General features: G+C 36.5%; 13 protein-coding genes and 10 tRNA genes. 20 read left to right on the top strand and 3 right to left on the bottom strand.

The features are described 5' to 3' along the window. The first annotated feature begins 89 nt into the window (after positions 1-89). Positions 90-1,493 carry a BNR repeat-containing protein gene (locus ACSLUO_RS12095; protein ID WP_448248797.1) on the top strand — a complete coding sequence of 468 codons (1,404 nt, stop codon included), beginning with the start codon at positions 90-92 and terminating at the stop codon, positions 1,491-1,493. A gap of 435 nt (positions 1,494-1,928) precedes the next feature. Here the strand turns inward: ACSLUO_RS12095 and ACSLUO_RS12100 are convergent. Both ACSLUO_RS12100 and ACSLUO_RS12105 read right to left on the bottom strand, forming a co-directional pair. Then, a tRNA-Met gene (locus ACSLUO_RS12100) sits at positions 1,929-2,005 on the bottom strand. A 155-nt stretch (positions 2,006-2,160) separates the two neighbouring features. Beyond that, a tRNA-Met gene (locus ACSLUO_RS12105) sits at positions 2,161-2,237 on the bottom strand. Positions 2,238-2,554: 317 nt separating this feature from the next. On the opposite strand from ACSLUO_RS12105, the gene rlmKL reads away from it, so the two are divergent. From rlmKL to rmf, 5 genes are all read left to right on the top strand, one after another. Beyond that, positions 2,555-4,681 (top strand): bifunctional 23S rRNA (guanine(2069)-N(7))-methyltransferase RlmK/23S rRNA (guanine(2445)-N(2))-methyltransferase RlmL, encoded by a 2,127-nt coding sequence (gene rlmKL / locus ACSLUO_RS12110; RefSeq protein ID WP_448248798.1) that lies wholly within the window; start codon positions 2,555-2,557, stop codon positions 4,679-4,681. Between the two features lie 52 nt (positions 4,682-4,733). Then, on the top strand, positions 4,734-4,964 hold the full coding sequence (locus tag ACSLUO_RS12115; RefSeq protein ID WP_448248799.1) for a glutaredoxin family protein: 231 nt from the start codon (positions 4,734-4,736) through the stop codon (positions 4,962-4,964). A gap of 57 nt (positions 4,965-5,021) precedes the next feature. Then, a complete protein-coding gene (gene uup, locus ACSLUO_RS12120) occupies positions 5,022-6,947 on the top strand; it encodes an ATP-binding cassette ATPase Uup (RefSeq protein ID WP_448248801.1) in 1,926 nt (641 codons plus the stop codon). Between the two features lie 25 nt (positions 6,948-6,972). Continuing rightward, on the top strand, positions 6,973-8,739 hold the full coding sequence (locus ACSLUO_RS12125; protein ID WP_448248803.1) for a DUF3466 family protein: 1,767 nt from the start codon (positions 6,973-6,975) through the stop codon (positions 8,737-8,739). A gap of 305 nt (positions 8,740-9,044) precedes the next feature. Further along, the gene (gene rmf / locus ACSLUO_RS12130) at positions 9,045-9,218 is read left to right on the top strand and encodes a ribosome modulation factor (protein WP_448248815.1); all 174 of its coding nucleotides are present in this window, start codon (positions 9,045-9,047) and stop codon (positions 9,216-9,218) included. A gap of 72 nt (positions 9,219-9,290) precedes the next feature. Here rmf and fabA read toward each other — a convergent pair whose 3' ends face one another. After that, the gene (fabA, locus tag ACSLUO_RS12135) at positions 9,291-9,806 is read right to left on the bottom strand and encodes a bifunctional 3-hydroxydecanoyl-ACP dehydratase/trans-2-decenoyl-ACP isomerase (RefSeq protein ID WP_448248805.1); all 516 of its coding nucleotides are present in this window, start codon (positions 9,804-9,806) and stop codon (positions 9,291-9,293) included. Positions 9,807-9,958: 152 nt separating this feature from the next. Here fabA and ACSLUO_RS12140 point away from each other — a divergent pair, with 152 nt between their 5' ends. From ACSLUO_RS12140 to ACSLUO_RS12205, 14 genes are all read left to right on the top strand, one after another. Beyond that, positions 9,959-10,213: a hypothetical protein gene (locus ACSLUO_RS12140; RefSeq protein ID WP_448248807.1), complete on the top strand. Its 255-nt coding sequence runs from the start codon at positions 9,959-9,961 to the stop codon at positions 10,211-10,213. A 107-nt stretch (positions 10,214-10,320) separates the two neighbouring features. Further along, entirely contained in the window at positions 10,321-10,965 is a 645-nt protein-coding gene (gene uvrY, locus ACSLUO_RS12145) for a UvrY/SirA/GacA family response regulator transcription factor (RefSeq protein WP_448248816.1), read from the top strand. Between the two features lie 87 nt (positions 10,966-11,052). Further along, positions 11,053-12,894, top strand: coding sequence for an excinuclease ABC subunit UvrC (uvrC, locus tag ACSLUO_RS12150; RefSeq protein ID WP_448248818.1), 1,842 nt, complete (start codon positions 11,053-11,055; stop codon positions 12,892-12,894). Between the two features lie 112 nt (positions 12,895-13,006). Further along, positions 13,007-13,591, top strand: a complete 585-nt coding sequence (gene pgsA / locus ACSLUO_RS12155; RefSeq protein WP_448248809.1) for a CDP-diacylglycerol--glycerol-3-phosphate 3-phosphatidyltransferase — start codon at positions 13,007-13,009, stop codon at positions 13,589-13,591. Positions 13,592-13,733: 142 nt separating this feature from the next. Next, positions 13,734-13,809, top strand: a tRNA-Gly gene (locus ACSLUO_RS12160). Positions 13,810-13,847: 38 nt separating this feature from the next. Next, positions 13,848-13,921, top strand: a tRNA-Cys gene (locus tag ACSLUO_RS12165). A 4-nt stretch (positions 13,922-13,925) separates the two neighbouring features. Continuing rightward, positions 13,926-14,012, top strand: a tRNA-Leu gene (locus tag ACSLUO_RS12170). A 65-nt stretch (positions 14,013-14,077) separates the two neighbouring features. Beyond that, positions 14,078-14,153 (top strand) — tRNA-Gly (locus ACSLUO_RS12175). A 20-nt stretch (positions 14,154-14,173) separates the two neighbouring features. Continuing rightward, positions 14,174-14,249 (top strand) — tRNA-Gly (locus ACSLUO_RS12180). Positions 14,250-14,345: 96 nt separating this feature from the next. Continuing rightward, a tRNA-Leu gene (locus tag ACSLUO_RS12185) sits at positions 14,346-14,432 on the top strand. A gap of 41 nt (positions 14,433-14,473) precedes the next feature. After that, positions 14,474-14,549 (top strand) — tRNA-Gly (locus ACSLUO_RS12190). Between the two features lie 114 nt (positions 14,550-14,663). After that, positions 14,664-14,750 (top strand) — tRNA-Leu (locus tag ACSLUO_RS12195). Between the two features lie 287 nt (positions 14,751-15,037). Continuing rightward, positions 15,038-17,476 carry a DUF748 domain-containing protein gene (locus tag ACSLUO_RS12200; protein ID WP_448248811.1) on the top strand — a complete coding sequence of 813 codons (2,439 nt, stop codon included), beginning with the start codon at positions 15,038-15,040 and terminating at the stop codon, positions 17,474-17,476. Between the two features lie 243 nt (positions 17,477-17,719). Next, the gene (locus ACSLUO_RS12205; RefSeq protein WP_448248813.1) at positions 17,720-18,841 is read left to right on the top strand and encodes a DUF3083 family protein; all 1,122 of its coding nucleotides are present in this window, start codon (positions 17,720-17,722) and stop codon (positions 18,839-18,841) included. Positions 18,842-18,961 lie beyond the last annotated feature (120 nt).

An 18,961-nucleotide genomic window follows, 5' to 3' on the forward strand; every position in this document is an offset into this window, starting at 1 on the left:
AAGGTAACGAAACTACTGTTTCCTTAGTACATGTTTATGGGTGTTCTACTTAAGCCAGTAGATTTTTAAAGAGCGGGAAATTAATCTAGATGAACTATATTTTTAACAATATAAATTTGAATAAAAAAGCCAAAAGCTTATGGCTGTTAATAGTGACAACCTTGTTGTTCTCATGTTTAACAACGGCAAAAACAGACAACAACAAAGCAACAGATGACTTTAATACAATTGCCATAGACCATGTTTGGTCGGGTCATCGAATTAAACCTTTTTTATTAACACGTGGTAAACATCAGTTTGTTGCTTATTTTGATGCCAACCGACAAATGACGGTTGCTTACCGAGAAGGGCGAGCCCCATGGCGCTATTATAAAGTAGATAGCTGGTTAGGTTGGGATAGCCATAATTACGTTACCTTAGAAATTGACGCTGAAGGTTATATTCATGTAATGGGGAATATGCACGCGGATCCAATAGAATATTTCCGCAGCAGCGAACCCTACAACGTTCGTTCACTTAAACGTGAACCTGTTATGGTTGATAAAACAATAGAACAACGAATGACCTATCCTATTTTTATGCGCAATAAAAAAGGACAGCTGTTAGTTAAATATCGTGATGGTGGCAGTGGTAATGGTAACGAAATTTATAACATTTACGATACTAAAACTAAGCGTTGGTCACGTCTTCATGCTAATCAATTTTTAGATGGTGAAGGTAAAATGAGTGGCTACTTTGAAGGGCCAACATTAGGGCCAGATGGCATGTTTCATTTAATTTGGGTTTGGCGAAATACCCCAAGTGCAGACACCAATCACAGTTTGTCGTATGCGCGGAGTGAAGATTTAGTGCATTGGGAAGACTCAAATGGTAAGCCATTACCTTTACCACTGACATTGGCTCATACGGAAGTGGTTGATCCTGTACCTGCGGGCGGTGGCATGATCAACGGTAATGTAAAATTAGGATTTGATCAAAAAGGGCAACCTATGATCAGTTATCATAAATATGACAGCCAAGGTAACACACAAATGCATGTGGTTCGCCGTGAAAAGTCAGCTTGGAATAGTGTTCAAATTAGTAACTGGCAAGACTTTCGTTGGGATTTTACAGGTCATGGTTCACTTGGGCGTTTTGCTGTAAAACCTTATTCGCCTGAAATACTTGATAGCAATACACTTGGCGTGATGGTTAGAAAATATGATGATGTTATGCGTTTTGTTTTAGATGCTAAAACATTAAAAACTATTCGTGTAGAAAAAGCAGATCTTTACCCACCACAAATTGAGGCCAAAACATCAGCCGCGAATAGCCATATTCACACCAGCCCAGATAACGTACTAGAGCACCATGTATTTGAAGGACAGGGGGATTTAAGCCCAGAAGGTAAGCAATATTATTTATCATGGCAAAGTCAACCAGGTAACCGAGATCGCGCTCACGGTACAATTACAGAACCGAGTGTATTGTTATTACACGAAATTCAAAAATAACTAAGGCTTGTCACCAATACTGTGTAATTTCCTATCATTAATTTAGTGGTAGGGAATTACATACGTTTCATGATTTAAGAATACCGTGCTGCTGTATTCATAAATCTAAAGTTATATCAAAATACCTTCTTCTTACTTTTTCAAATAATTTATCAGGTTAACTTCTATAGGTGAATTGCTAATAAGCCTAATGTTTACTTTGATGATAATAAGGTAGAGAAATGGTTGTAGGAGACAATTATTAATGTAAAGAGTGAGCTGACGACCTAAGGTCGTACATAAACTTATAGGGTGATTTGGTATTAGATGAAAATAAAGAATTGGTTGCGGGAGTCACTATTTTTGAAGAGAGTGAACTGACGACTTAAGGTCGTACATAAACATAAAGGCGGATATGGTATTAGATACAAATAAGAATTGTGGTTGTATAAGAATTGGTTGCGGGAGCCAGATTTGAACTGACGACCTTCGGGTTATGAGCCCGACGAGCTACCAGGCTGCTCCATCCCGCGTCCGAATGACCTATAAAAAATAGGAAAGCCAAGTTGTTTTAATTCAAACTTAAGAATTGGTTGCGGGAGCCACTATTTTGAAGAGAGTGAACTGACGACCTAAGGTCGTACATCCGTAACCTAATATTTGTTTTAATTCTAATATTGTAAAGAATTGGTTGCGGGAGCCAGATTTGAACTGACGACCTTCGGGTTATGAGCCCGACGAGCTACCAGGCTGCTCCATCCCGCGTCCGAATGGTTTAAACAATTAACATGTTTAAACAAGCCAGTATAAGTTTTGTTTCGTTATACTACCGAAATGTTTCCGTCTCCTGAAAACGATGCGTATCTTAAGGATACTCATCGCAATTTGCAACCTGTTTTGTTAAGTTTTTTACTGTTGGGTTAAAACATCAGCAATTTGTTGTATTTGTCGGCACTTTTTCGATTATATCAATCATCTTAGGTAATTTATTGCTAGATAAGTCAGCTTTTACTTTGATTACTATATAAGTAAGTAACGTCTTTGTTTATAATCGGCGGCAATTATTTATCTGGAATTTTTTCATGTATCAATTTTTAGCATTAACTTCTCCTGGCATTGAAATTTTACTTGCAGACGAATTAACAGATTTAGGCGCTTTGCACGTTGTGCAAAAACCTGAAGGTGTTTATTTTGACGCAGATTTAGCACTCGCTTATAAAATTTCTTTATGGACAAGGTTAGCTACTCGTATTTTATTAAAACTTGGCGAGGGTGATGCACAAGATAAAGACGCGCTATATAAATCAGCGTCAGAAATACCATGGTCTGAACATTTTTCCTCACAAGAAACCTTTATTATTGATTTTGTCGGAAAAAGTGATGAGATCCGCAATTCCCAATTTGGTGGTTTAACTGTTAAAGATGCGGTGGTTGATCATTTTCGTGATCAAGGTGAACCACGCCCATCAGTAGATAAGTTACATACCGACATCAGTTTTCAAGTGCGTTTATTACGTCAAGTTGCCACTTTTTATTTAGATTTTTCTGGTCGAGGCTTGTTTCAACGGGGTTATCGTAAAGATTCAGGTGCAGCGCCATTAAAAGAAAACTTAGCGGCGGCAATTATTATTCGGTCGGGCTGGTTAAAAGATACTAACAAGCCGTTACTTGATCCCATGTGTGGTTCAGGCACCATTTTAATTGAAGCGGCTTCTATGGCGGCAAAACATGCTCCCGGTATAGACAGAGAAAGCTGGGGCTTTACTTACTGGCCAATGCACGATCAAGCTTTATTTGAACAAGTGCTGAGCGAGGCTAAAATTATTGGCCAAACGGCGCAAGCACAACTGAGTTTGTCTTTATATGGTTATGATTTAGATAGCCGTGTGATTAAAACGGCTCGTCAAAATGCAGGGCTTGCAGGCCTTGCTAAATTTATTGATTTTCAGTGTCGTGATGCTAACAAACTTAAAAATGGTTTTGAAATACCCGGTTACATGGTGTTTAACCCACCTTACGGTGAACGTATTGGTGACTTACCTGAATTAATTGAAACCTTTGATATTTTAGGGAAAACATTTAAACAGCAGTTTCTTGATTGGCAGATTGCAATTTTTACCCATAACATAGAAATATTGTCGTTATTAAAGTTAGCCAGTTTCAAACGCTATAAATTAAAAAATGGCCCGTTAGATTGTCAATTAGCTTTATATAAAATTGATGAAAAGCAAATAAGTAAAGGCAGCGATGATAATAGCGAATTTGCTAAACAAGATTCAGCATTTGCGAACCGTCTTAAAAAGAACGTAAAAGGGCTAAAATCTTGGTTAAAACGAGAGAATATTGAATGTTACCGTATTTATGATGGTGATATTCCGGAATACAATGCAGCTCTTGATATCTATCAAGATCATTTAGTTATTCAAGAATATGCTGCCCCTGCCAATATTCCAGCAGAAACTGTGGCTAAACGTATTCAAGAAGTGATTTATTGGGCACCTAAGGTGTTAAATATTGCCACTAATAAGGTGGTATTAAAAACCCGTCAAAAACAAAAGGGCAATAATCAATATCAAAAATTAACACAAACTGATCAATCAATGGTGGTGCATGAATATGGCGCCAAACTGAAAGTAAATTTGTGGCAATACTTAGATACCGGTTTGTTTTTAGATCACCGTAAAACGCGTCAAATTGTTGCTAAAAAAGCAAAAGGTAAAACCTTGCTTAATTTATTTGCCTATACCGGCTCTGTTTCGGTACAAGCTGCCTTACATGGCGCAAGTGCTGTTACTACGGTTGATATGTCGAAAACTTACTTAGCTTGGGCACAAGATAACTTTGCGTTAAATAACCTCACCGGTGATCAGTATCAATTTGTTCAAGCTGATTGTTTAGAATGGTTAAAGAAAAATACACAAGCGTATGACGTTGTATTTATTGACCCACCAACATTTTCTAATTCTAAACGCATGGAAGACAGCTTTGATGTTCAGCGTGATTACCTTGAGGTATTACGCGATGCTTTGCCGAGTTTAGCCCCTGGTGGTGAAATTATTTTTACCAATAATAAACGTAAATTTAAAATGGATTTTGAAGCATTAGAGCGCTTAGGTTTAACTGCAAAACCAATGAGCGAGATCACTCGCGATCAAGATTTTAAACGTAATATTCATATTCATAATAGTTGGCAAATTACCCGTAGTTAATTTGGTGGTTTGTAAATAGCAAATAAAAAACGATAGGAGAATAGGTAACTAAATGGCGTTATTTCATTTATACAGTTCAGAGGGGTGTCATTTATGTGAACAAGCCCATGAATTATGTTTTCCTATTCTTGCTGAGAAAATGACCGTAGTTGATATTGTTGATGATGAAAATTTAGTTGAACAATATGGTGTGCATATTCCGGTATTAAAAAATTTAACAAGTGGTCAACAATTGTTTTGGCCCTTTAATCGCGAACAAATTCAAACATTTATTAATAGTTAAAGCGCAATTAGTATTTTTGTTAATAAATGAATAAGTAATAAAAGAGAATCGATTTTAATGGAATTAATTAGAGTTGCCCAAGCGGAATTAGCGTTTGGCGAAGATCACATTTTAAATAAAAGTGACTTAAGTGTTAGCCAAGGTGAGCGTGTTTGTTTAGTTGGTAAAAATGGTGCTGGTAAATCGTCATTATTAAAAGTATTAATGGGGCGCCAACAGCTTGATGATGGTAGTTTATTAATTTCTGGTAATGTTCGCTTAGGAATTTTAGAGCAAGATCCACCGGAGTCATTTGAGTCGAGTGTTTTTGACTATGTTGCGCAAGGTGTTGAAAAAAATGCCAAGTTATTGCAGCAATATCATCACTTAATATCCTTGATCACAGAAGATCCTAGTGAAAAAAATCTTGAAGCTTTATCGGATGTTCAGCAAAAACTTGAGCAAGCCAATGCGTGGGCTGATGAGCAGCGAATTTCACAAGTATTAAGTACTTTAAACTTAAATCCTGATGATAATATTCAAGATTTATCAGGTGGTTGGTTACGTAAATTGGCGCTCGCTAAAACTTTAGTTACCGAGCCAAATGTTTTATTACTTGATGAGCCAACTAACCATTTAGATATTGCCAGCGTGCTTTGGTTAGAGCAATTTTTGAAAAACTATAACGGAACTATCATTTTTATTAGCCATGATAGGGCGTTTATCCGTTCACTAGCTACCCGTATTGTTGATTTAGACCGCGGCACATTAAAATCCTATCCGGGCAATTATGATGAATACATTGCTCAAAAAGAGCATGATCTACAAGTTGAAGAACAACAAAATGCACTGTTTGATAAACGTTTAGCGGAAGAAGAAGTATGGATACGCCAAGGTATTAAAGCACGTAGAACACGTAATGAAGGACGTGTTCGTGCGTTAGAAAAGTTACGAGTTGAACGTTCAAAACGTCGTGAAGTGAAAAAACAAGGCGATATTAACGTTTCAAGTGGCGATCGCTCAGGAAAAATTGTCTTTGAAGGGAATAACTTATATGTTGCCTTTGACGATAAAAAAATTATCAATAACCTTGATTTATTAATTACGCGTGGCGAACGTATTGCCTTTATTGGGGCAAACGGTACCGGTAAATCAACGCTGATAAAATTAATTATGGGTAAATTAAACCCAGACGAAGGTAAAGTTAAATTAGGCATTAACCTTGATACGGCTTATTTTGATCAGCACAGAGAGCAGCTTGATATCAATCAAACGGTACAAGATATAGTTGCTGATGGTAAACAAGAGGTAACGGTAAACGGTAAAACTCGCCATGTTTTAGGTTATTTACAAGACTTTTTATTCAGCCCTAAGCGCGCTAGAACACCGGTACGGGCATTATCAGGTGGTGAGAAGAATCGCTTGTTGTTAGCTAGGTTATTTTTACGACCTAGTAACTTGTTGATCCTCGATGAACCAACCAACGACTTAGACATAGAAACTTTAGAGTTACTTGAAGAAGTAGTTGCTAATTATAATGGGACTGTTATTTTAGTCAGCCATGATCGTGATTTTGTTAATAATTGTGTGACCAGTAGTTTATATTTTGATGGTTCTGGCCATATTTCACAATTTGTTGGTGGTTATGATGATATTGATAATTACCTTGCGTTAAAAGCACAGCAAAATAAAGATGCGCAGGCTATCGACAAAGAAATTAATAAAAAATCGAATACCCAGCCTAAACAACAACCTGCTGTTGTTAAACCGGTTGCAGTGAAAAAAAGAAAACTTTCGTTTAAAGAAAGCAAAGAATTAGAAGCTTTGCCAGAAAGGCTAGAACAGTTAGAAGATGAGATCAGTACATTACAAGAACAAGTAAATGACGCTGACTTTTTCTCACAAGATGCCGAAGTAACACAGAAAGTTTTGAACCAGTTACAACAATTAGAGTCTGAACTCGAGATCGCTTTTAGCCGCTGGCAAGAGCTTGATGAATTATAACCGCAGATAAGAGCTAAGAAGTTAAATGAAAAAATTTGTAAAATCTATCGTCGCGTTAAGTATTTTTGGTGCGATGAGTATTTCCGCAGTACAAGCTGCTCAATATAAAATAGAGCCGATCACTGAAGTTAGTTCTCATAAGTATACTTATGGTCAGTTTCAAAATGGTAATAGCCAAGAATATTTAGTGTCAGCCACCAGTTCTTATAATTACCCTGTTATTGTCCAGTATTTGTTTAATGATTTAGTGTTATTGCAAGATAGTGCCGGTAATATTTATTATTCATTCTCTTATAATGGTAATACTCTTGGCTTTTTAGAAGATCCAGAAGCTTATTTGTCGGGTACGCCAACGGCAAACGATCTCGCATTATCAGTTACTTATTTACAACTTCATAAAGGTAATTTGACTTACCAACAAATTGAAGATCAGTCTGTTTTTGTTGATTTAGGCACAGGTGCCCAACAAGTAAATGTTTGGGATAAGCCATTCTCATTACAATTTCCATCGCTTACTCGTTCAACAGAAGATTACCTAAACGGTATTTCAAGTAATGGTTGGTTGTACGGTAGTGGCTCTGCACCACATTTACCTTATAGCTTCTCTGATATTGATACTGTATCAACATATTGGTTATCTGAATTTGATTTAAAAGCTTATGTATCGGTGGATAACGGTACTACTATTATACCTGTTGAATCACCGATTAATTTATATGGTGGTGTTTCGGCAATATTAGATATGGCTGAAGTTGATGGTAACCAAGTTGCTGTGGGTTATGCCAGTATTGCTTATAACGAGCAAATTCTAAATGGTATTGAAACCACATGTTTGTCTGACGCATCTAATGTAATTCAACAAAATTCTTGTATTGAAGGGGTTAGAGGTAGTTTATATTATTTAAATGCCTTTAAATGGACGTTTGATAATAATGGTAATGTTATTGATAGTGAAATATTAGGTCAATTGATTACCCCACATGTTGATGATACCCGTTTGCACGCCAGTTATGCTACCGCAATTAATAGCTCAGGTGTGGCTGTAGGTTATTCTACTGGCTGGTTTCAAGAGACGTTAGAAGAGCCTGTTACTAACCCGAAAATAGATGAACCTGTTTTAAATTACGCGGTTATTTATAAAGACGGCGAAGTGATTGATTTTACCGATGATCACTCAGAGTTTTATAACTCACGAGCAAACGATATTAATGATAGTGGTATTGCCGTAGGTTATGTTACTAAAAACATTTTAGGTGATTCACGAACGCAGTTTTATTATATCGACACCAATAAAGCCGATTTAGAAATGGTAATGCCAACAGGCTTTTTTAATGGTAGCTCAAGCACTGCCAGAGCCATTAATGAAAATGGCTTTATAGTTGGTGATGCGGAAGTAGAAAATCATACGGACAGCTCAGGTAATCCTAGACGCCGCAATGGTTTTTTATACGATATTAATACTGCCACCTTAACGAACCTTAATGACTTTTTAGAATGTAATTTAGGTTATGAAATTATTGAAGCTAAAGACATTAACGACTTAAATGAAATTACGGCAACAGCGGTGAAAAAAGTGGAAAGTCGTAATGCTCAAGGTGAAATCGAATTAGACGATGATGGTAACATTGTTTATGAAGATGTGTTAAAAGCCGTTAAATTAACGCCTATCGCCGGTGAAATTGTTAACTGTGATGCTGAAGAAGGTAAGTTAACTAAACGCCAAGGCGCTTCATTTTCATGGTTATTAATTTTATTCTCGGGCTTTATTTCGGTAGCACGCCGTTTTAAATAAAGTTGTAATAGATAAGGTATATAAAAAAACGCTCATTTGAGCGTTTTTTTATACCAACAGAAAAATTAAATTTATCAGATGATCAATCAGTTAAAATTTTCTTAAATGTTAACATTGCAATTTAAATCTCTCTTGTCTATTTGTTAAAGGTCACTGACTCAGTGAGCTTACTGCTTTTTAATTTTAGTAATAAACCTGAACTCGGATTAATAACCTATTTAACCCGAATTTGGGAAAAGAAAATAGCTAATCATATTTAAACTAAGCAGTAGTTATATATTAACAAAATGGAGAATTATTTTATGATGAAACGGCAAAAACGTGATCGCCAAGATCGGGCACATGCCAAAGGTTATCAAGCTGGCATTGCAGGACGTTCAAAAGAAAATTGCCCTTATAATAATGTCGAAGTTAAATCAGAGTGGTTAGGTGGCTGGCGAGAGGCCATAGCCGATAGACAGCATGGACTGTATAAATAAAACGCTATGTTAGCCCTTAGTATTAATTAAGGGCTAACACACAAGTCAATATAACTAAGCTGATAAGTTATATTAAAAAGCAGAGGTATCAGTAAATAAACCTACTTTTAAATCTTTGGCGGTATAAATTACTTTACCATCAACAGCCACGCTACCGTCTGCAATACCCATAAATAATTTACGTTTGATCACACGTTTTAAATCTAATTCGAAGGTAACTTTTTTCGAGGTTGGTAAAATTTGGCCAGTGAATTTTACTTCACCGACACCTAAAGCACGACCAAAGCCTGGGCCACCAGACCAACCTAAGAAAAAGCCGACTAATTGCCACATAGCATCTAATCCTAAACAACCAGGCATTACAGGGTCACCTTTAAAGTGACAATCAAAAAACCATAAATCAGGGGTGATATCTAGTTCGGCAATAATTTTACCTTTACCATGGTCACCACCATCGTCATTGATCACCGTAATACGGTCCATCATTAACATGTTATCGATAGGTAAACGACAGTTACCTTCACCAAATAATTCACCGTTACCACACTGAATTAGCTCTTCTTTCGTATAAGAATTTTTTTGTTGCATGACACTTCACTTTGTACATTTATTTAATGGGCGCTACTTTAGCGAACACTTGTACACTAAACAAGTATTATGCAGGAAAATATTGCATTTTTTCTGGTTATGCGTAACCATATTAAGGTAATTATCTGTCTAAGCATCAAAAGAGCGTAACAATGACCGAAAAAAAAGTGCCATTGAGCAATGCTGAAAAGCAAAAACGTTTTCGAGAAAAACAAAAATCACAGGGTAAAAAAGAGCATCGTGGTTACTTAACCCCAGAGGCTCAGGCCTGTTATAAATTAATTGCTGAACAAACCAATTGGAATGATAGTGTTATCTTAAGTAATGCTATTCGGTTAACTTATGCCGCCTATAAAAATGGACAAATTGGCTTATTAAATAATTGGCTTAATAAAAACGAATTATAATTGCCTTTATATAACAATATCAGATATTCTCAGCACAGATTTCAAGGTAGGTTATTACCTTGTATAGCAGATATTTGATGGTTATTAACCATACAAGAGAGAAGACATTGATTAATATTTTGCTCGTTGATGATCATGAGTTGGTCAGAACAGGAATAAGACGCATCCTTGAAGATGTTAAAGGCTTAAAAGTTATCGGTGAAGCCCAAAATGGTGAAGAAGCGGTACAGTTTTGTCGAAAAAGCGCTCCAGATGTTGTGTTAATGGATATGAATATGCCGGGGATTGGTGGTTTAGAAGCAACTAAAAAAATATTGCGCTATTCGCCTGACACAAAAGTAATCGTGTTAACGGTTCATACCGAAGATCCAATACCAACAAAAGTTATGCAAATTGGCGCTTCAGGTTATTTAACTAAAGGTGCTGGCCAAGATGAAATGATCAACGCCATTAAAGCGGTAAACAGTGGTCAACGTTATTTAACGCCTGAAATTGCTCAGCAAATGGCGCTTAGTCAATTTAAAAGTTCCGATGAAAGCCCATTTAATTCGTTATCTGAACGTGAATTACAAATAATGATGATGGTAACTCGTGGTGAAAAAGTGCCTGATATTTCAGAGCAACTTATGCTGAGTACAAAAACTATCAATAGTTATCGTTATCGTATGTTTGAAAAATTAAATATTTCTAATGATGTTGAATTAACGCATTTAGCGATCCGCCATGGCATGATCAATACTGAAAAAATGTAACGGCTGAAACTTTTGTCTGAAAATAAATCTTCACCTTTAGCGGCGGTAGCACAACAAGCCGCTTCGCTAGATTCTAATGCTAATGTTATGTCTGATAATTTACCTGAAAGCTTTGATCATCAATCTTTTTTAGCTTCTGTTACCGAGCAACCGGGCGTTTATCGTATGTATGATAAACAACAGCAGGTTATTTATGTGGGTAAAGCGAAACAATTAAAAAAACGCTTAAGTAGCTATTTTAGAAAAGATGTTGGTAGTAATAAAACCCGCGCTTTAGTTAAACAAATACTTGCGATAGATGTCACGGTAACCCATACCGAATCTGAAGCACTGATTTTAGAAAATAACTACATAAAAAAATATCAGCCTAAATACAATATATTATTACGTGATGATAAATCTTACCCTTACATTTTAGTGACCAATCATAAACATCCTAAATTAGGTGTTCATCGTGGTAGTAAAAAAGTTAAAGGGGAATACTTTGGGCCTTATAGTACGGTAGGGGCTGTTTGGGAAAGTTTACGTTTAATGCAAAAACTTTTTCCAATTCGCCAATGTGAAGACAGTTATTATCGGGCTAGGTCACGGCCTTGTTTACAATATCAATTAGGGCGTTGTTCAGCACCTTGTGTTAATAAAATTTCTGACGATGACTATGCTGAACAAGTGAGTCTTGCCAAGTTATTCCTACGTGGTAAAAGTTCAGCGGTAATTGAAGCTTTGGTTGATAAAATGGATCTAGCTAGCCAATTACTTGAATTTGAAAAAGCCGCAAAGTTACGAGACCAAATTGCCACTTTACGGAAAGTTCAGCAGCAGCAATATGTTAGTGGCTTTGCCTCAGAGTTAGATGTTGTTGGTATTCACCGGATTAACTCACAAGTGTGTTTGCATGTCCTTTATATTCGAGAAACTAAAATATTAGGCAGCAAAAGTTTTTTCCCATCGGTACCCAGTGATTCGACCGAGCAAGATATTATTAAAGCTTTTATCAGCCAACACTACATTGGCAGTACGATGGCTGAACGGCATATTCCGAAAGAGTTTGTTACCAATTGTGCGTTAGATGATTTTGATGATGTCATGACGATTTTATCGGAACAAGCACAAACACAGGTAAAATTTTCGAGCAAAGTAAAAAAAGAGCGTAGCCAATATTTAAAACTTGCTAATACCAATGCTGAAACGGCCTTAATTAGCCGAAATAGTCACCGAGAATCGGTACAGGCACGTTTTCAGGCCCTTAATGAGCTGTTTGAATTACCAAAAGAAATTACGCGCTTGGAATGTTTTGATATTAGCCATACCATGGGGCAACAAACCGTTGCTTCTTGTGTGGTGTTTGATCCTAACGGGCCACTAAAAAGTGAATACCGCCGTTATAATGTTCATGGCATCACACCAGGGGATGATTATGCCGCTATGGAGTTTGCTTTAAACAAACGTTATGGCAAAGCCGTTAACAGTGACAACTTCCCAGATATTGTTTTTATTGATGGTGGCAAAGGGCAGTTATCAAAAGCGGAAGCTTTTTTTAATGAACTACCAGTTGCATCCATACCGTTATTAGTTGGTGTTGCCAAAGGGGAATCAAGAAAACCTGGTTTAGAAACGCTAATTTTAGCGGGTAGTCATCAGTTAATTAATCTACCGAATAATTCGCCTGCACTGCATCTTATTCAACATATTCGTGACGAATCACATCGCTTTGCTATTGCCGGTCATCGCGCGAAACGACAAAAGCATGCTAAAACCTCAACTTTAGAATCAATTCCAGGAATTGGAGCGAAAAAACGTCAGGCGTTATTAAAGTACCTAGGTGGCTTACAAGAAGTGATCAAAGCGGATTTAGACACGTTAAAAAAAGTGCCCGGTATTAGTGAAAATTTAGCACAAACCATTTATGACGCGGTACATCAAGAGTAAATTGGTTGTGATCACAATATTGTGGAGCTTGGTTAACATGATTTAAAGTTGCTTGCTTTTTTTACATGTGTAGAATTAAGCGAAAATCTTAGCGGTATTGTAGAAATAATCTATGTGGACTCTTCCTAATCAAATAACTATGTTTCGGATCATCTTGATCCCTGTTTTTGTTATTGTTTTTTATCTTCCCATTTCTTGGAATCATTTTGGGGCGTTTGCGGTTTTTTGGTTGGCGTCAATCAGTGATGCCCTTGATGGCTATCTAGCAAGAAAAATGAATTTATCGTCAGCCTTTGGTGCTTTTATTGATCCTGTGGCAGATAAATTGATGGTGGTGTGTTCTTTAGCCATGTTAATTGAAGACTACCAGTTATGGTATGTTACTGTGCCAGCGGCCATTATGATCTCCAGAGAAATCTTTATTAGTGCGTTACGTGAATTTATGTCATCACGTGGTTGCAGAAATGTTATTGCGGTATCAAATTTAGGTAAATGGAAAACAGCGGCACAAATGTTAGGGATCATGGGCTTGATTTGGCAACCGGATTACGACATTCCATTAATTTTATTTTATCTACCTCATGAAATTATTAATTATGCGGCTTATATTTTTTACGCCGTTGCTACCGTTTTAACCGTTTGGTCAATGATTGAATATTTCAAAGCGGCTTGGCCAGAGCTTAAAGCGAAAAATTAGGTTTTATTTTGAGCAGTTAAGTGAAAAAATCAACAGATTAGACGCTTTTTAACCACTTAAAATAAAATTGAAATTAAAGGGTTGACTCAACAGGATTTCAATGTAGAATGCGTCCCCAGTTGACAGGGAGTCAATTTAAGAAGCGGCTGTAGCTCAGTTGGTAGAGCACTTCGTTGCCAACGAAGATGTCACGAGTTCGAGTCTCGTTAGCCGCTCCAAATTCTAAAGGAATACACCCAGTTCAAAGTTGAAATACGGCGGGTTGGCAGAATGGCTATGCAGCGGATTGCAAATCCGTGGACCTCGGTTCGACTCCGGGACCCGCCTCCATTTTGCCCGGGTGGTGGAATTGGTAGACACAAGGGATTTAAAATCCCTCGCTGGTAACAGCGTGCCGGTTCAAGTCCGGCCCCGGGTACCATTTCACTTTGAAAGTGTAGATAGAATTTAGTTTTAATATTGTGTAAATAGTATTGAATACAAGAAGCGGCTGTAGCTCAGTTGGTAGAGCACTTCGTTGCCAACGAAGATGTCACGAGTTCGAGTCTCGTTAGCCGCTCCAAATTTAATACGCTCTATGAAGCGGCTGTAGCTCAGTTGGTAGAGCACTTCGTTGCCAACGAAGATGTCACGAGTTCGAGTCTCGTTAGCCGCTCCAAGTTTAAGATACTATTTGTATCTGCCATGTATTTTAAATCATGGCAAAAGGTTAAGTAGGTTGCCAATATCTACTATAAAAAAGTACTTACTCGTTGCCCGGGTGGTGGAATTGGTAGACACAAGGGATTTAAAATCCCTCGCTGGTAACAGCGTGCCGGTTCAAGTCCGGCCCCGGGTACCATTTAAGTAATAGCTTTATAAAAGCTGACAAAGTTCTACGAAGCGGCTGTAGCTCAGTTGGTAGAGCACTTCGTTGCCAACGAAGATGTCACGAGTTCGAGTCTCGTTAGCCGCTCCAAATTATAATAAGCAAGGTTTTATTATAATTAGGTAAATAACATTTTTTGTTATGTAGAAGTAGGGGGGCCAATCCCTACTATAAAAAAACTTACCCCTATCGTTTGATAGCTATGCCCGGGTGGTGGAATTGGTAGACACAAGGGATTTAAAATCCCTCGCTGGTAACAGCGTGCCGGTTCAAGTCCGGCCCCGGGTACCATTTCAATAAAATGAAATCATCTTTATCGTCAATTACTGCTTATCATTTTTCCCTGAATTCAGATTAACTATTACTTTAATTAGTGCTTGAAATTAGTACTTTAATTGTTAATTTTATTGCTCATCTTGGTATTAGTTCAAATATCGTCACTAAATTTCACTGTTTACTTCTTGTTTTTAAATCTACTTTTTTACTTCTTTTTCAATATTCCGTTCATGTTATTTAGTAATTGTATTATTATGATTTTCAATTTCTCATGTTAATTTTTTTAGTGAATTAAGGTTGTTATGCTCAATAAATTTAAAGTAGTAATGAAATGGATACTGATTGTTTATGTGGCCATAGCTAGCATAATTTGGTTAGTTTCTCCTTTGGTTGCCAGTCATTTTATACAAAATGCTTTAGACGAGCTTGATGTAAGGTTAGGCAATGAAACGAGTATCTATTACAACCCGTTTATTCATCATTTAACAATTCATGATCTAGCGCTTTATCAAAAGTCACAAGATGAACCTTCACTGGTATTAAAATCATTAAATGCGGAAGTGCGTTTATATCAATTATTATTTGATACGGTATATATTTCAGAGTTTGATATTGATGGTTTAACTATCGCGGTTGATATTAACGAGCAAGGTAATACTGTTGCTGGTTTTAAGCTGCCGGCTGAACAGGAAGATAATGCTGATAATACCGGGGCACAATTACCAGAAGAAGAATTACCAGCTGATACTACGGCGGCACCTTTAGCTTATAAAGTAGTATTACCACAATTTAATTTAACCAATGCAGAAATTAATATTCAAATTAATGAGCAAGCTCATAACGTTAAGTTTAACCACTTAGGTTTGTCTGATCTTTCTGCCTCAATGACTGAGCAAAGTTTAAATGTTGTTATCAACAGTGAAATTAATGATGCGCCACTGTTAATTAATGCGTTAGTTGAATTGAACAATCAGCAAGGGAAAATAAACCTAGATTTTGCTTTAACGCGATTAAATTTAAACCGTTTCCAAGGGTTTTTACCTAAGCCAGAAGATAAGCTTGCTGGTGATCTAAGCCTTAACTTTAATACCCTCGTTAACATTGATGAGCAACAAAAAGTCAGTCTTACCATTAAAGATCACGTCTTGTTATTGGAAAACTTAGCTTTGGCGTACCAAGATTACCAACTATCGTTAGTTGAGCAAAAAGTACAAGCTAAAAATACCCAGATCAATATTTTATCACCTGATAATATTACCGTTAGTAGTAAGGCTAGTTATTACATTAAGCAATTATTGATTTCAGTTATTGATGAAGAACAAGCATTAGCTAGTTTTGAAAGTTTAACCATTCCTAACATTAACGTTAGTAATGAAGCTGATGTTGCTAATTACCAAATATCGCTTGCTGATCTTAAGTTAACCTCTTTGCTTGTCTCCGATAATCTTGCTGATGACGTTTTACCATTAACGCGGTTATCTGATCTTCACATTGATACTATTGAACTTGATCAACAAGGTGTTGCCATAGGGCAGGTTTTATTATCTGACTTGGTAGTGAAAGCTGAGCTTGATGAAGAAAAACAGTTAGTTAACTTAATCCCATTACCAACAGATGAGGCAGCTAGTGAATCTCAGGTTGATGAAAAATCTGAAACAACACCGCAACAAGATAGTGAAGCCAAACCAGTAGCAACTGAGGTTGAGACAACACCTGCGTTTAATTTTTCTCTTGCTTCGTTTGCTTTAGCAACGCCTGCAACTATCGACTTCCACGATCGTAGTATTAAACCCAATTACCACCACAATTTTGTGATCAATACTTTCACGGTAAGCAAGTTAGATAGTCAGCAGCCGGCATTAACTAGTGAAATTGTCTTAAAAGGAAAAAGTAATGAATATGAGCATTTTGACTTTACTGCGCATATTACACCTTTTAATACCGTACCTACCTATCAGTTAGTTGGTCATTTCAAAGAAGTCAATTTACCTGATATTTCTAGTTATATTAAAGATGCTTTACAGTTCGAGATCGACAGTGGCCATTTTGATTTAGCGTTAGATGTTAATGTTAAAGGCACTGAATTATCGGGTGATGCGGATGTTTTATTACGTAAAGTAGAATTTAAAGTGTTAGAGCAAGATGAAGAAAAAGTCACAAAAACCTCGGTTCCTTTTAACGTTGCTTTAGGAATGCTAAAAGATAGTGATGGTAATGTTGAATTAAACTTACCGTTAACGGGCGATATTAACGATCCATCGTTTGGTTTTTCTGGCTTATTAACCTTATTAGTTAAACAAGCAACGATGTCAGCGGCAAAAGATTATTTAATCACTACTTTTGTACCGTATGCGCAAGTGGTTAAAATTGCGATGTCTGCAGGGGAATTTGCGTTAAAAGTACGAGTTGAAGATTTAGTTTATCCTGTAACTAAAATAGATTTACAACCAGAGCAACAAGAATTTCTTGACCAGTTTGCCGCCTTGTTAAAAGATAAAGATGATTTAGAATTTAAGCTTTGCCCTATATCAACACCTGAAGATATTGGTTTACCGTTAGGTAAAAAACTTGATAATGCCAAACAAAATGAAGAACTACACAGCTTATCTGTGGCAAGGGTTAAAACATTTAAAAACTATATGATCAATAATCATAATATTGCTTCATCACGGTTATTAATTTGTAAAGCACGTATCGATACGTCGAAAGATGCTAAACCAAGAATAACCTTCGCTATATAATGATTTTTATACATTTTTTACAAAAAAAATAATGTTAAATACTGAAACTATGATAATTGTCGTATTCATTTATAGTTTTTTCTTATATAGTATTGAGTTATAAGGTTTTAACAATAGTATAAAACCGATGGACATGTCACAAAAATAACATAGGTTGAGATATATAATCGGAATTATATATCATTAACTCAGTAACAAATGGTTAGTGCATTAAATTAGCTAACTGAATAAGAGAGGAATAATATGAGAACAGGCTCAATACTTCGCAAACGCCGCGCTTCTGAAAAAGTTTATGTACCGAAAGACGCGCGTGATAATCAATACGTTATCGCGGAAATGCCCCTTACCGATGAGCTAATTAAACTGGTTGTTGGTGATATTGACTTAACAGCTGAAAAGCCTTACCAAAAATTCTATCAAAAATTGGCTAAACTAGCGCTTGACGTTGTAGAAGAGTGTAACATTCCACATGCTAATTTTGTTGCTAATAGCCGTTTAGTTAGAGTAAGACACAGTGAAGAACAGCAAGTTCTACACACTGAACAACAATCTTTTTTCTTTTATAGCCCATTACATAATTCTACCTTTAAAGGTTATTATGATGGCGCTCACCGCTCAACAAAAGTGAAGTTTTTATTTTTAGCCACAGGTGATGAACTGCGTGTAAATTCAGGTAAGTTTCATAGCAAGGTGCATAAAGCGGTTAAAGAAATTTCTAAACGTATTGGTTTAGCTGAAGGTACGTTAAAAATGCGTGACCACCAGCATTTAACTTATGATATTTTTGCTAAAGAAAAAGGCAGAAAAGAAAGTGTTACTCATACCTTTAGAGAAATTTCTGCTCGTTATTTACAACAAGGTTATGAGATTGAAGGGAAACACAACTTTATCACTTACGCAATTGTTAGTATTCCTATGACTCGACGCTTATTAAAAGGCGAAGATTTGGATTACAGTGTTGATGATATTTTTGCAAAAATTTACCAGAAGGTTGATACCGCTTTTAAAAGCTCGGCAGCTAAACATAACTTAACTCATGCTGCTATGATCGCTAATGGTAATTCTGTGATCGTTCGTTATGATGAAGGTGAAAATACTAAATTTAATGGCGAGATCATTTCTTTAGGTTTTAATCCTAAAAATGATGCTACGGATATTGTTTCGCTTTATGAATCAGATAAATTAGTTGATAACATCCGTTTAGTGTACTTTGCTGATGAGTTTGATGAAACTCATAAAACTTACGGTAAGTTTGTTAACCAAGTGACTGACTCAATTAAATCATTAGCTGATGAGTTAAATTGGAACAAAGAGCGTGATTACATGTTAATGCGCTTACATCAACAAATTGTTCGTAAAGTTTAATTGCTGAGTTAAGCATTAATCTAGGGTCTGTTGCTCTTTGTTTATATTTTCAGCAATAGGCTATTTTTAGTGATAGCAAAGCAGAATGAACGTTGTTTGCTTATTCCAAATGCGTGAATT

The sequence above is a fragment of the Thalassotalea agariperforans genome, from assembly GCF_053470345.1.

What these genes read in the sequence shown, in the direction of transcription:
- ACSLUO_RS12205 (WP_448248813.1), top strand. Translation starts at nt 17,720, where the DNA reads ATGAGAACAGGCTCAATACTTCGCAAACGCCGCGCTTCTGAAAAAGTT.
- uvrC (WP_448248818.1), top strand. Translation starts at nt 11,053, where the DNA reads ATGTCTGATAATTTACCTGAAAGCTTTGATCATCAATCTTTTTTAGCT.
- rmf (WP_448248815.1), top strand. Translation starts at nt 9,045, where the DNA reads ATGAAACGGCAAAAACGTGATCGCCAAGATCGGGCACATGCCAAAGGT.
- ACSLUO_RS12140 (WP_448248807.1), top strand. Translation starts at nt 9,959, where the DNA reads ATGACCGAAAAAAAAGTGCCATTGAGCAATGCTGAAAAGCAAAAACGT.
- ACSLUO_RS12125 (WP_448248803.1), top strand. Translation starts at nt 6,973, where the DNA reads ATGAAAAAATTTGTAAAATCTATCGTCGCGTTAAGTATTTTTGGTGCG.
- ACSLUO_RS12115 (WP_448248799.1), top strand. Translation starts at nt 4,734, where the DNA reads ATGGCGTTATTTCATTTATACAGTTCAGAGGGGTGTCATTTATGTGAA.
- rlmKL (WP_448248798.1), top strand. Translation starts at nt 2,555, where the DNA reads ATGTATCAATTTTTAGCATTAACTTCTCCTGGCATTGAAATTTTACTT.
- pgsA (WP_448248809.1), top strand. Translation starts at nt 13,007, where the DNA reads ATGTGGACTCTTCCTAATCAAATAACTATGTTTCGGATCATCTTGATC.
- ACSLUO_RS12200 (WP_448248811.1), top strand. Translation starts at nt 15,038, where the DNA reads ATGCTCAATAAATTTAAAGTAGTAATGAAATGGATACTGATTGTTTAT.
- uup (WP_448248801.1), top strand. Translation starts at nt 5,022, where the DNA reads ATGGAATTAATTAGAGTTGCCCAAGCGGAATTAGCGTTTGGCGAAGAT.
- ACSLUO_RS12095 (WP_448248797.1), top strand. Translation starts at nt 90, where the DNA reads ATGAACTATATTTTTAACAATATAAATTTGAATAAAAAAGCCAAAAGC.
- fabA (WP_448248805.1), bottom strand. Translation starts at nt 9,806, where the DNA reads ATGCAACAAAAAAATTCTTATACGAAAGAAGAGCTAATTCAGTGTGGT.